A 12,169-nucleotide genomic window follows, 5' to 3' on the forward strand; every position below is an offset into this window, starting at 1 on the left:
AACCCGACAGGCCACTCATTAGTGTCTAACCTTTCAACCGAGGGCGCTCGCCGCCCTCGGTTGCTCGAAGGTGCCCGTGAAACAACCGTCTGAGGGGAAATCCCGATGAATTACAACTGGGACTGGGGCGTATTCTTCAAGTCCACCGGCGTGGGCAGCGAAACCTACCTGGACTGGTATATCACCGGTCTGGGCTGGACCATCGCCATTGCCGTGACCGCCTGGATCATCGCCTTGCTGCTGGGCTCGCTGCTCGGCGTGATGCGCACCGTGCCGAACCGTGTGGTATCGGGGATCGCCACCGCCTATGTGGAACTGTTCCGCAACGTGCCGCTGTTGGTGCAGCTGTTCATCTGGTACTTCCTGGTGCCGGACCTGCTGCCTGAAGGGCTGCAGGAGTGGTTCAAGCAAGACCTCAACCCGACCACCTCCGCCCTCATCAGCGTGGTCATCTGCCTGGGCCTGTTCACCGCCGCGCGGGTCTGCGAGCAGGTACGCACCGGCATCCAGGCCCTGCCTCGCGGTCAGGAATCGGCTGGCCGGGCGCTGGGCTTCAGCCTGCCGCAGATCTACATGAACGTGCTGCTGCCCCAGGCCTACCGGATCATCATCCCGCCGCTCACCTCGGAATTTTTGAACGTGTTCAAGAACTCCTCCGTGGCGTCGCTGATCGGCCTGATGGAACTGCTGGCCCAGACCAAGCAGACCGCCGAGTTCTCCGCGAACCTGTTCGAAGCATTCACGCTGGCCACCTTGATCTACTTCACCCTGAACATGGGGCTGATGCTGTTCATGCGTTTCATCGAGAAGAAAGTCTCGGTACCTGGCCTGATCTCCGTGGGGGGCAAGTAAATGGACATGGATTTCAGCGAAATCATCCCCGCCCTGCCGGCCCTCTGGGAAGGCATGGTGATGACCCTGCAACTGATGGTCATGGGCGTGGTCGGCGGTATCGTGCTGGGTACGATCCTGGCGCTGATGCGCCTGTCATCGAGCAAGCTGCTGTCGAATCTGGCCGGCGCCTACGTCAACTACTTCCGCTCCATCCCGCTGCTGCTGGTGATCACCTGGTTCTACCTGGCAGTCCCGTTCGTGCTGCGCTGGATCACCGGCGAGGACACCCCGGTCGGCGCCTTCACCTCCTGTGTGGTGGCGTTCATGATGTTCGAGGCCGCCTACTTCTGCGAGATCGTGCGGGCCGGCGTGCAGTCGATCTCCAAGGGCCAGATGGGCGCCGCGCAGGCACTGGGCATGACCTACGGCCAGACCATGCGCCTGATCATCCTGCCCCAGGCGTTTCGCAAGATGACCCCCCTGCTGCTGCAGCAGAGCATCATCCTGTTCCAGGACACCTCGCTGGTCTACACCGTGGGCCTGGTGGATTTCCTCAACTCGGCACGCTCCAACGGCGACATCATCGGGCGCTCCCATGAGTTCCTGATCTTCGCCGGGGTCGTGTACTTCCTCATCAGCTTCTCCGCTTCGTGGCTGGTCAAGCGCCTGCAAAAAAGGATCACCGTATGATTTCCATCAAGAACGTCAACAAGTGGTACGGGGACTTCCAGGTGCTGACCGACTGCAGCACCGAGGTCAAGAAAGGTGAAGTGGTGGTGGTCTGCGGGCCATCCGGCTCGGGCAAGTCCACGCTGATCAAGTGCGTCAATGCCCTGGAGCCCTTCCAGAAGGGTGACATCGTGGTCGACGGCACCTCCATCGCCGACCCGAAGACCAACCTGCCCAAGCTGCGTTCGCGCGTCGGCATGGTGTTCCAGCACTTCGAGCTGTTCCCGCACCTGTCGATCACCGAGAACCTGACCATCGCCCAGCGCAAGGTTCTGGGCCGCAGCGAGGCCGAAGCCACCAAGAAAGGTCTGGCCCTGCTCGACCGCGTAGGCCTGGGCGCGCACGCCAAGAAGCATCCTGGCCAGCTCTCCGGCGGCCAGCAGCAGCGTGTGGCGATCGCCCGTGCGCTGTCGATGGACCCGATCGTCATGCTGTTCGACGAACCGACCTCGGCGCTGGATCCGGAAATGGTCAACGAGGTGCTGGACGTGATGGTCGAACTGGCCCATGAAGGCATGACCATGATGTGCGTGACCCACGAGATGGGCTTCGCTCGCAAGGTGGCCAACCGGGTGATCTTCATGGACAAGGGCAGCATCATCGAGGACTGCCAGAAGGAAGACTTCTTCGGCAACCCCGAAGGCCGCCACGAGCGCACCCAGCACTTCCTCAGCAAGATCCTGCAGCACTGAGTCGGCCATGCCGCTGCCCGGCGATCCGGGCAGCGGACGCTGGTCGTGACAAGGCCACTGTGATGAAATGCGACCCCTCGCTCCTTCGCCCTGCCCAGCCTGCCGTGAAATCCCGCCTGATCCGTCAATTGCTGCTACCACCCCTGATCATTTTGCTGATGGTCGGCCTGGGGATGGCTGGCTACCTGATCAGCGAGAGCAACGGCATTCGCGCCTTGAGCGAGAACGGCGAACGCCAGCTCGAGCTCCACGCACGCACCGTCGAGAGCGAGATCAGCAAATACACCTACCTGCCGAGCCTGCTGGAACTCGAAGACAGCGTCTCGAAACTGCTCACCGACCCCGATGGCGGCTACCGCCAGACCGTCAACGAATACCTCGAAGGCCTGAACCGGCGCAGCCGTAGCCGGGCCATCTTCGTCCTGGACACCACCGGTCGCGTCCAGGCCACCAGCAACTGGCGCGACGCCGACTCCTTCCTTGGCGAGGACTTGTCGTTCCGCGCCTACTTCCAGGATGCCGTGCGCGGCGAGCCTGGCCGCTTCTACGGCATCGGCAGCACCACTGGCGAAGCAGGCTACTACCTGGCCCATGGGCTGGAAGAGCACGGCAAGATCATCGGCGTGGCGGTGATCAAGGTGCGCCTGGACACCCTAGAAGAACGCTGGCAACGCGCCCGCCTGGAAGCCTTCGTCAGCGATGAGAATGGCATCATCATTCTTTCCAGCGACCCGGCCCGCCGGCTCAAGTCGGTGCGCCCGCTGACCCCGCAGATCAAGGAACGCCTGGCGCGCAGCCTGCAGTACTACTGGTGGCCGCTCAACGAATTGCAACCACTGGCCCGGGAAACCCTGTCCGAGGGCGTGGAAAAACTCACCTTCCCTGCCAACAGCGAAATCGGCCAGGGCAAGCCCCGTGAAATGGCCTACCTGGCCCAGACCCGGCGCCTGGTGGACACCCCCTGGCACTTCACCTTGCTCACGCCCCTGCAGGACCTGCACCGTGAGTCCATGGTCCAGGGCATCCTGGTGGGTGTGGCCTTCGCCCTGCTGACCATCCTGGCGATCGCCTGGAACGAGCGCCGCAAGGTGATCGCCACCCGCCTGGCCGCCCGCGAAGCCCTCGAAGAGGCCAACAGCCAACTGGAGCGACGCATCACCGAGCGTACCGCTGATCTGCGCGCCAGCAACGAGCGGCTCAAGGGGCAGATCCGCGAACGTCGGCACGCCGAGCAGACCCTGCGCCACGCTCAAGACGAACTGGTCCAGGCCGGCAAACTGGCGGCCATCGGGCAAATGTCCACCAGCATCGCCCACGAGTTGAACCAGCCTCTGGCGGCGCTGCGCACGTTGTCTGGCAATACTGTGCGCTTCCTGGAACGCGGTGCCCTGGAAACGGCCAGCACCAATCTGCGCACCATGAACGACTTGATCGACCGCATGGGCCGTATCACCGCTAGCCTGCGCTCCTTCGCAAGGCGTGGCGATGACAGTGGCCAGGCCTCGTTGAGCAAGGCCGTCGATGCCTCCTTGCAGGTGCTGGCCAACCGCATCGCCGGCTGCAAGCTACAGCTGCACACCCAATTCGAGGACCAGCAACTGGCCATCGACCAGACACGCCTGGAGCAGATCCTGGTCAACCTGGTCGGCAACGCCCTGGACGCCATGACCCACCAGCCCACACCGCAGCTTTGGCTCGAGGGCGAGCTGCAGGGCGACAAATACCGCCTGCGGGTGCGCGATAATGGTCACGGCATCGATGCCGAGGCGCGCAAGCACCTGTTCGAACCTTTCTTCACCACCAAACCGGGCGAGCATGGCCTGGGCCTGGGCCTGACCCTTTCGGCGAGCCTCGCCGCCGCTGCCAAGGGCTCGCTGAGCGTCGAGCATCCTGCCAGTGGCGGGACAGCCTTCGTGCTCGCCCTGCCCTTGGTCACGCCCACCGGCAATTCGGTAGAACCTCTATGAACGCAGGGTCCGTATGAACCAAGTGCCCTTGACTGTCCTGATCGTCGAAGACGACCCCCATGTGCTGCTGGGCTGCCAGCAGGCTCTGGCCCTGGAAGACATCGCCTGCGAAGGCGTGGGCAGCGCCGAGCAAGCGCTGGAACGCATCGGCGATGATTTCGCCGGTATCGTCGTCAGCGATATCCGCCTGCCCGGCATGGATGGCCTGGAGCTGCTCGGCCGGCTCAAGGCCCGCGACCGTAGCCTGCCGGTGGTGCTGATCACCGGCCACGGCGACATCGACATGGCGGTCGGCGCCATGCGCAACGGCGCCTATGACTTCATGGAGAAACCCTTCTCCCCCGAGCGCTTGGTGGATGTGGTCCGCCGCGCCCTGGAGCAACGCGGCCTGTCCCGCGAGGTCCATGCGCTGCGTCGCCAGCTGGCCGGCCACAGCACGCTGGAAGGCCGCATCATCGGCCGCTCGCCAGCGATGCAGAACCTGCGCGAACTGATCGCCAACGTGGCCGACACCTCAGCCAACGTGCTCATCGAAGGCGAGACCGGCACCGGCAAGGAACTGGTCGCCCGTTGCCTGCACGATTTCAGTCGTCGCCAGGGGCAGCCCTTCGTGGCGCTCAACTGCGGCGGCCTGCCGGAGAACCTGTTCGAGAGCGAGATCTTCGGTCATGAGGCCAATGCCTTCACGGGCGCCGGCAAACGGCGCATCGGCAAGATCGAACATGCCAATGGCGGGACGTTGTTCCTCGATGAAGTCGAGAGCATGCCGATCAATCTGCAGATCAAGCTGCTGCGCGTGTTGCAGGAGCGCACGCTGGAGCGCCTGGGCTCGAACCAGAGCATTCCGGTGGACTGCCGGGTGATCGCCGCGACCAAGTCGGACCTGGACGCCATGGGCCAGAACGGGCAGTTTCGCAGCGATTTGTACTACCGCCTGAACGTCGTCACCCTGGAGCTGCCGCCTCTGCGCGAACGCCGCGAGGACATCCTGCAATTGTTCGAGCACTTTCTCGAGCAATCGGCGCTGCGCTTCGACCGTGAGGTGCCGGAGCTGGACAGCCAGACCCTGTCACGGCTGATGGCCCACGATTGGCCAGGCAATGTGCGTGAGTTGCGCAACGTGGCCGAGCGCTATGCCCTTGGCCTGCCAGCCTTCAAGAAGAACGCCAGCGGCGCCAGTCAAGGCCTGGGCTTTGCCGAGGCCGTGGAAGCCTTCGAGCGCAACCTGCTCAGCGACGCTCTACAGCGCACCGGCGGCAACCTCAGCCAGGCCAGCCAGGAGCTGGGCATGGCCAAGACCACGCTGTTCGACAAAGTGAAGAAGTACGGCCTCAGCTGAGGCCAAGGGAAGCCCGTGGACCTCATACTCAAAGCCAGCCTGGGCGCCGCCGTCGTGGTGCTCCTGGCGATCCTTTCCAAGACCCGCAACTACTACATCGCGGGGCTGGTGCCGTTGTTTCCGACCTTTGCGCTGATCGCCCACTACATCGTGGGCAAGAGCCGGTCGCTGGTGGACCTGAAGGCCACCATCCTGTTCGGCATGTGGTCGATCATCCCGTACTTCGTCTACCTGGCCACCTTGTACGTTCTGGTCGACCGGCTGCGCCTGGAAGCCTCGCTGGCCCTGGCCACGGTGGCCTGGCTGGCGGCAGCGACAGTGCTGGTCACGCTGTGGATGCGCTTTCACTGAGCAGCCGCGCCTCGTGATCCTTGTGGGTACGGCTTCCTCACCAGAAGGGCATCACAGGTCAAAGGCCGGCCACATGCCTCGGATCTTCGCGGTGCGAGCTCAAGTAAGGCAGCACCGCCGCCAACAGCGGCGCCTTGAACGGCTCCTGGAAACGGTGCGCCAGCCCCGGGATCAGCCGTAACTGGCTGCCCTGGATATGCGCGGCCAGGTGCACCCCATGCATCACCGGCAACAGCGGATCGGCCGTGCCATGCACGACCAGCGTGGGGACACGCAACTGATTGAGCAGCGCCACCCGGCTGGGCTCGGCCAGAATGGCCATGATCTGCCGCTGAGCCCCTTCTGGATTGAACGCCCGGTCATAAGCCACAGCCGCCTGGTCCAACAGCACCGTGCGCTCGTCGGTGATCGTCGGGCTACCCAGCGCAGCCAGCAGGTCCGCCTGGTGCTCGATGGCCATTTCACGATTCGGCGCATCACGCCGGGCCAGCAGTTGCACCAATGCAGCGCTTGGCGCCGGCAGGCCCTCGGCGCCAGAGCTCGACATCACCAGCGTCAGGCTGCGCACACGCTCCGGCGCCATCGCCGCCAGGTGTTGGGCAATCATGCCGCCCATGCTCACCCCCAGCACATGGAATTGCTCGACCTTCAGCTCATCCATCAGGCGCAAGCCATCGGTGGCCATGTCGGTCAAGGTATACGGGGCCGAAACGGGCAGCCCCAGCTTGTAACGCAACAACTCGACGGTCAGGTTGGCCGAGGCTGGCAGCTTGTTCCAACGCGACAGCCCGGCATCGCGGTTGTCATAACGAACGACACGGAAACCTTGGCGACACAGGGCCTCGACCACATCGTCGGGCCAGTGGATCAATTGCCCACCCAGCCCCATGACCAACAGCAACACAGGGTCCGACGGTGCTCCCACGCTTTGGTAAACCAGGCTCAACTCGCCCAGTTCGGCCCGTTGTACCGGCGCACGCGTGTCGCAGCGTCCTTCGGCGAAGCTCGCCGGCGTGCTGAGTGACAAAAACAAGAAAACCAAAAAAGCCCGCATGAATGAAACACCAGAATGCAGATCCCCAGTAGAACGCGAGTCTGATGAAAACCGTTCGGGCGCGCTGCCACAAAAGCATGACAGTTTCGTGAACCCTGCCGGGCGGTCCTGCCATATCTGAGTACCTCATCCCTCCTACGCGGTTGCCCTTCAATGATTCCGGCCAATCCGGCCGAACGTTTGATGGAATCCTCATGACCGTTACGACGACATTTTACCTGCCCCCTCACGATGACTCGCGTGCCCTGTTAGCCGATACCCCGTCGACTCGCCGTGCCCTTGCACAGTGGCGCCAGGCACGCCAGACCTTCAACCGTCTGCTGAGCCTTGCGCCTGGCGTTCGCCAATCGGTCAATGACGTGCTGCAAAGCGCACTCGCCAGCGATCCGGAACATACCGGCCTGGTGCTGGAGTCCGATAGCCAGTTCGTCAACCTGACCCAACTGTGCGTGTTCGCCGATCAACATCGGACACCACCCCAGGACCTGAACACCAAGGCCAAGGTGAAGGGCAAATCCGACGCCAATCGCCAGCTGACCCAGCTACGCCCGAACGAACTGTATGCCCGCCTCGCCGTGTTTGACCTGTCAACGGCGGTGAGCAAGCGCTGGCAGGCGTATTGGGACGCGCGCGCCGAAGGGACGACCTTGAGCCGGCGTGAGTTCGCCCGCCAGCAATACCGAGCACATTTCCTGGCCACGCTGGATATCGTGCTGGATCAAGGCACCTTGGACGTCGAGTATCGAGCGCCGGTGATCGGCCTGCTGGAAAATCCAGAGTGGTTGATCCACAACCAGAAAAAGGTGCAGCTCGAAGTGCCCTCGAGCCAACCCGGCGCCTTGGTCATCAGCCTCGAAGGCGAAGCGCCCCAGGTGCTCTACTCGCCGGACCAGACAACGGCCTTCACGGGCTACGCCACGCGTGAAGCGCTTGAGACCCATCTGGCCTCTACGGGCCAAGAAACGATCAGCCTGTTCGAGGGCAGCGTGGACGCACGCGAGCGCGACTATCTGGTCAGCCGGGCCCTGGGGGGAAATTCAAGAGCTCACCATTCGCGGCTGAATCAGGCCCATCAACATCGTTTCAACGGCATTATCGGCATTGGCGCCGAGTGGCCCGCAACCCAATCGCTTGCTCAGTTGCAGCTCGATACCCATATGGGGCAACTGCTCCAGGCACATCGCGATACCTCACGAAGCAACCTTGACCTGCATATCGAAAACCTCGCCGCGCAAGCTGGAAAACTGCTGCTGGGCTTCAAGATCGCATTGGGCTTGATCCCCGTCCTGGGCTTACCGGTAAGTCTTTATGATCTGTACGACGCTTCTGCGGAACTGGTTAGAGCCCTGGCCGATGGCCAGACAGGCAATGTGCTCGATGCCATCGAGAATGTACTGGCCAGCCTGATCGATGTCGCCATGGATGTGCTGGGCAGTGGCGTGGACATCCGCGCCCCCGCGCTGCGCCGTTCAGCCAGGCGATACCAACTAGGACGATTGTCGACAGCAGGCGCAACATCGCCCCACCTGCCAACCCCCAGGCCGGAACCGTTTGCCGGACTGGCCGCTTATCGGGTCAGCGAACCCGTCTCCCTGGTAGGACTCTCTCCGGCCAATGAGGGCCGTTACCGAGGCATTTACCGTCATTCCCAAGGCAACTACATCGTGGTGCAGGGCCACCAGTACAAGGTACGGTGGGACGAGACCAGTCATACCTGGGAACTGACCGGCGACACCGGCAGCGCATTCAAACGGGCAATCGCGCTTGATGACACGGATAACTGGAACACGCACTTTGCCCTGTACGGCGTCCACCGCCTGGGTGGAGGCGCAGGCGGTGGTCAGGCATTGGGCCTTCTTGCCGACACACTGGACCCCATATGGCCCGCCTTCATCAAAGAACAACTGCCTCGCTGGTGGCGCGACCGGGCCTACCGGCTGCATAACCGCCTTCGTGAGAGCATTCCGCGCGAGTGGAACTTGTTGCAAGCTAGGGCTGAAGCGCTCAAGCATCGTATGGAGCCTTCGCTATCGGTACATTTCCGCGATACCGATCTGATCGCCGAGCTCAAAGCGTGCATCAAGGAGGCCAAACGCCTCCATGCGGACTGCCTGAGTCTGGAAGAAGTATCGTCCGGGCGCGTCAGAGCCAATAGCACGGCTGACGCGAATGAGGCGGCAATAATGATCGTTGACGGCCACTACCGACTGATACAAGTCAGTCAGTTGCGCTACCTGGAAATACTGGACGAACTGGGCAATCTCAGGCAGGCGAGCCACGCAAAAGCGTTTGAGCTGCGTCCTGAAATGGAGAGCTCGCTGTTCCAGGTCAAACTCCAGGAGTACTTGGCCATTCGCCAACAAATGAGCACCCAGCGTGTCAAGGCGCTGGCAGAACTGGACGAGTTTCGCCAACACATACAAACGCTACGCACATGGCGTAATGCAATCACGAACACCCAGCCGCGTCATAAGAATATCGCCACCATAGATGCCGGTATGCAGAGGCTGACAGACCCTGTTCTGGACTACATGGAGATCTCCCAACTGCAAGACCTGTTGCTCAAACCCGTACATTCCCCCGATGGCGGCTGGTTCAATCTCCGCGTTCTGATGGCAGCGCCACAAGCGGATCTGGATCGTGCCCTCTATCTTCTGCATGAACTGCCTAATGTGCAGGCCAGCAACCGTCAACGCCGCGTCATCGTCACCAGATCGATCGACCTGATAGGGCAATTCAAAAGCAGTTTGAGGTACTGGAAGCTCAGCTACACCGACTACTTGGACCTTTCCCGAGTCAAACGCCTGGAAGCCAAGCTCGATGCCTATATGCCCTATGCCAGAAAGCTGCAGGAGGCCGCCAAGCAGCCAGATCCCCACCAGCAACCACAACGCCCCGCTCAGGGACCCAACCAACCACGGGTATTCGAAACCGTGCAGGACGATTACCTGATCGGCACCCGTGACCGGCAACAGGCCAACACCTACCACGTCACAGGCGCGAACGGCCGCACAGAAACCTATCGACAGGACGCCTCCGGCAAGTTCGTCCTCACCAACCCGGCCCCCACCGACCTGAGGCACTTACGCAAGGCAACCCTCAAGGAACTGCAGGCTGAAGCGAATCGCCAGCTCGGCGCGCTAGAGGCCTTCAAGCGTCAGATCGAGCAGTACGCAGCACAGGACATGGACGGGGCAAGCCTGCAAGACCTGATGCAGTTCAAGGCAGCAGACCTTGATGATATTGTCAGCCGGATCACCCAGCTCGATTCCAACGACCCTTCGTTGCCCCGCCTACGCGAGGCTTCCGAGCGTCTTGTCGAACGCGGCCGGACCCTGCGTATCGAACAGATCGTGAAGACTCAGGAGCCCAAGGGTGCGCAGCTCGACTACCTGGTTGAGCAGGATGTCGTGAAGATCGAGAAAGTGGGCGCCTTGGTCGAGCTCAAGCGGCTCCCCGATGGACGTCGAGACTTCCTGCAGGAATTCAAAGTGATCGATAAGCGCCAGGACCTGACCAAGGTTCTGTGGTACGCCCATGTGCATTTCAACAAGCCAACACCTGCGTTCGACGACTTCGTCAAGGCGCACCTGAAGACACCGGCCCAACGCTATCTGGGCCGGGAATGGCAAATCAGCCATGTAGAGGCCATCTGGCGCGGCGACCTGAGTCGTGCCCAGGCTCAGAAACACCTCTCACCGCACTTCTAGCTATTGTGGGCACCTGTTCAGGTGCCCTTCTTTTTCCCGCGTCGACAACGCGCTCAACATGAGGGAAACTCAACAACACTCGTTGTTACCCCCATGAATGCCCTCGGAGCCGCCGTGCTGGAAATCCGTCACCTGAAAACCCTTCATGCCCTGCGCGAAGCCGACAGCCTGGTAGAGGCCGCCGAACGCCTGCACCTGACCCAGTCGGCCCTATCACACCAATTCAAGGAGCTGGAAGAACGCTTGGGAATGGCACTGTTCGTGCGCAAGACCAAACCGATCCGCTTCACCAGCGCGGGCCTTCGCCTGCTGCAACTGGCCGATGCCACCCTGCCCCTGCTGCGCGGCGCCGAACGAGACATCGCCCGGCTGGCCGGTGGTACCGCAGGCCGCCTGCACATGGCCATCGAGTGCCACAGCTGTTTTCAATGGCTGATGCCGACCATCGACCAGTTCCGCGATGCGTGGCCTGAGGTGGAGCTGGACCTGGCTTCAGGCTTTGCCTTCGCCCCACTGCCAGCCTTGGCCCGCGGCGACCTGGACCTGGTGGTGACTTCCGACCCTGTGGATCTGCCAGGGATCACCTACGTGCCGCTGTTTACCTACGAAGCCATGCTCGCGGTCGCCAACCAGCATCCGTTGGCCAACAAGCCCTACATCGTGCCCCAGGACTTGCTCGACCAGACCTTGATCACCTATCCCGTGGAGCGCGATCGCCTGGACATCTTCACCCGTTTTCTGGAACCGGCCGACATCGAGCCCGCCGCGGTGCGCACCTCGGAGCTGACGGTGATGATGATGCAATTGGTGGCCAGTGGCCGTGGTGTGTGCGGTATCCCGCACTGGGCACTGCACGAATACAGCTCGCGCGGCTATGTGAAAGGCAAACGCCTGGGTGAGAAGGGCCTGTTCGCCACCTTGCACGCGGCAGTGCGCACCGACATGCTCGATGCGCCTTACATGCGCGACTTCCTGCTGACGGCCAAGGACACGTCCTTCTCTACCCTCGATGGTGTCAGCGCGGTGCGCTGACCGCCTGGCGGTAGAGCGGCAGGATCAGGTCGCGGGTCAGGGGCGCCAACTCTAGATCCGTGATCTGGTCAGCGGCCAGCCAGACCACTTCTTCTATTTCTGCCGCCGGGGCGACGTCCTCGGCGCTGTCGACCCGAAACAGCTCGGCCAGGACTTCGAAGCCTGGCTCGTTGGCAGCCGGTGCGCTGAACTGACCCAGATAGACCGCTTGTGCGGGGTCCAGCCGCAGCCCCAACTCCTCATGCAGCTCACGCACCAGCGCCGCTTGGGGCGACTCACCGGCATCGATCTTGCCACCAGGCTGCATGAAGGCCTGGGTGCCGCGCTTGCGTACGAGCAGGGTACGACTTTGCGGGTCGATCAGCAGGGCGGCGGCGATGCGGATGATCTGGGACATGGGAACTCGCTTACAGGTAAAAAGGCAGCAAGGATCCCACGGGCGCAGGGTATGGACAAGGAAC

General features: G+C 62.3%; 10 protein-coding genes. 8 read left to right on the forward strand and 2 right to left on the reverse strand.

Annotated features, from left to right (window positions below):
• The first annotated feature begins 105 nt into the window (after positions 1-105).
• The 6 genes from J5X93_RS20670 (at position 106) to J5X93_RS20695 (ending at position 5,912) form a co-directional block, all read left to right on the forward strand.
• On the forward strand, positions 106-852 hold the full coding sequence (locus J5X93_RS20670) for an amino acid ABC transporter permease (protein WP_043206508.1): 747 nt from the start codon (positions 106-108) through the stop codon (positions 850-852).
• On the forward strand, positions 853-1,524 hold the full coding sequence (locus J5X93_RS20675) for an amino acid ABC transporter permease (RefSeq protein ID WP_043206507.1): 672 nt from the start codon (positions 853-855) through the stop codon (positions 1,522-1,524).
• Positions 1,521-2,255: an amino acid ABC transporter ATP-binding protein gene (locus J5X93_RS20680; RefSeq protein ID WP_043206506.1), complete on the forward strand. Its 735-nt coding sequence runs from the start codon at positions 1,521-1,523 to the stop codon at positions 2,253-2,255. The genes J5X93_RS20675 and J5X93_RS20680 overlap by 4 nt, the downstream gene beginning before the upstream one ends.
• 62 nt (positions 2,256-2,317) lie before the next feature.
• A complete protein-coding gene (gene aauS / locus J5X93_RS20685; protein WP_250033958.1) occupies positions 2,318-4,222 on the forward strand; it encodes a two-component sensor histidine kinase AauS in 1,905 nt (634 codons plus the stop codon).
• Between the two features lie 13 nt (positions 4,223-4,235).
• Entirely contained in the window at positions 4,236-5,561 is a 1,326-nt protein-coding gene (gene aauR / locus J5X93_RS20690; RefSeq protein WP_043206502.1) for a two-component response regulator AauR, read from the forward strand.
• Positions 5,562-5,585: 24 nt separating this feature from the next.
• The gene (locus J5X93_RS20695; protein WP_180962711.1) at positions 5,586-5,912 is read left to right on the forward strand and encodes a GlpM family protein; all 327 of its coding nucleotides are present in this window, start codon (positions 5,586-5,588) and stop codon (positions 5,910-5,912) included.
• Between the two features lie 58 nt (positions 5,913-5,970).
• On the opposite strand, the gene J5X93_RS20700 is transcribed toward J5X93_RS20695, so the two are convergent.
• Positions 5,971-6,966: an alpha/beta fold hydrolase gene (locus J5X93_RS20700; protein WP_102081824.1), complete on the reverse strand. Its 996-nt coding sequence runs from the start codon at positions 6,964-6,966 to the stop codon at positions 5,971-5,973.
• Positions 6,967-7,325: 359 nt separating this feature from the next.
• Here J5X93_RS20700 and J5X93_RS20705 point away from each other — a divergent pair, with 359 nt between their 5' ends.
• Positions 7,326-10,676 (forward strand): dermonecrotic toxin domain-containing protein, encoded by a 3,351-nt coding sequence (locus J5X93_RS20705; protein WP_180962710.1) that lies wholly within the window; start codon positions 7,326-7,328, stop codon positions 10,674-10,676.
• Positions 10,677-10,790: 114 nt separating this feature from the next.
• Positions 10,791-11,708, forward strand: coding sequence for a transcriptional regulator MetR (gene metR / locus J5X93_RS20710; RefSeq protein ID WP_043206532.1), 918 nt, complete (start codon positions 10,791-10,793; stop codon positions 11,706-11,708).
• Here the strand turns inward: metR and J5X93_RS20715 are convergent.
• On the reverse strand, positions 11,692-12,105 hold the full coding sequence (locus J5X93_RS20715; protein ID WP_102081822.1) for an NUDIX hydrolase: 414 nt from the start codon (positions 12,103-12,105) through the stop codon (positions 11,692-11,694). The two genes, metR and J5X93_RS20715, sit on opposite strands and share 17 nt — an antisense overlap.
• Between the last annotated feature and the right edge of the window lie 64 nt (positions 12,106-12,169).

This window comes from Pseudomonas sp. BYT-1 (assembly GCF_023611805.1).
GTDB lineage: Bacteria > Pseudomonadota > Gammaproteobacteria > Pseudomonadales > Pseudomonadaceae > Aquipseudomonas > Aquipseudomonas guariconensis.

Bases quoted from the DNA above. Each gene is read 5' to 3' on its own strand.
- J5X93_RS20670 (WP_043206508.1), top strand. From the start codon at position 106: ATGAATTACAACTGGGACTGGGGCGTATTCTTCAAGTCCACCGGCGTG.
- J5X93_RS20675 (WP_043206507.1), top strand. From the start codon at position 853: ATGGACATGGATTTCAGCGAAATCATCCCCGCCCTGCCGGCCCTCTGG.
- J5X93_RS20680 (WP_043206506.1), top strand. From the start codon at position 1,521: ATGATTTCCATCAAGAACGTCAACAAGTGGTACGGGGACTTCCAGGTG.
- aauS (WP_250033958.1), top strand. From the start codon at position 2,318: ATGAAATGCGACCCCTCGCTCCTTCGCCCTGCCCAGCCTGCCGTGAAA.
- aauR (WP_043206502.1), top strand. From the start codon at position 4,236: ATGAACCAAGTGCCCTTGACTGTCCTGATCGTCGAAGACGACCCCCAT.
- J5X93_RS20700 (WP_102081824.1), bottom strand. From the start codon at position 6,966: ATGCGGGCTTTTTTGGTTTTCTTGTTTTTGTCACTCAGCACGCCGGCG.
- J5X93_RS20715 (WP_102081822.1), bottom strand. From the start codon at position 12,105: ATGTCCCAGATCATCCGCATCGCCGCCGCCCTGCTGATCGACCCGCAA.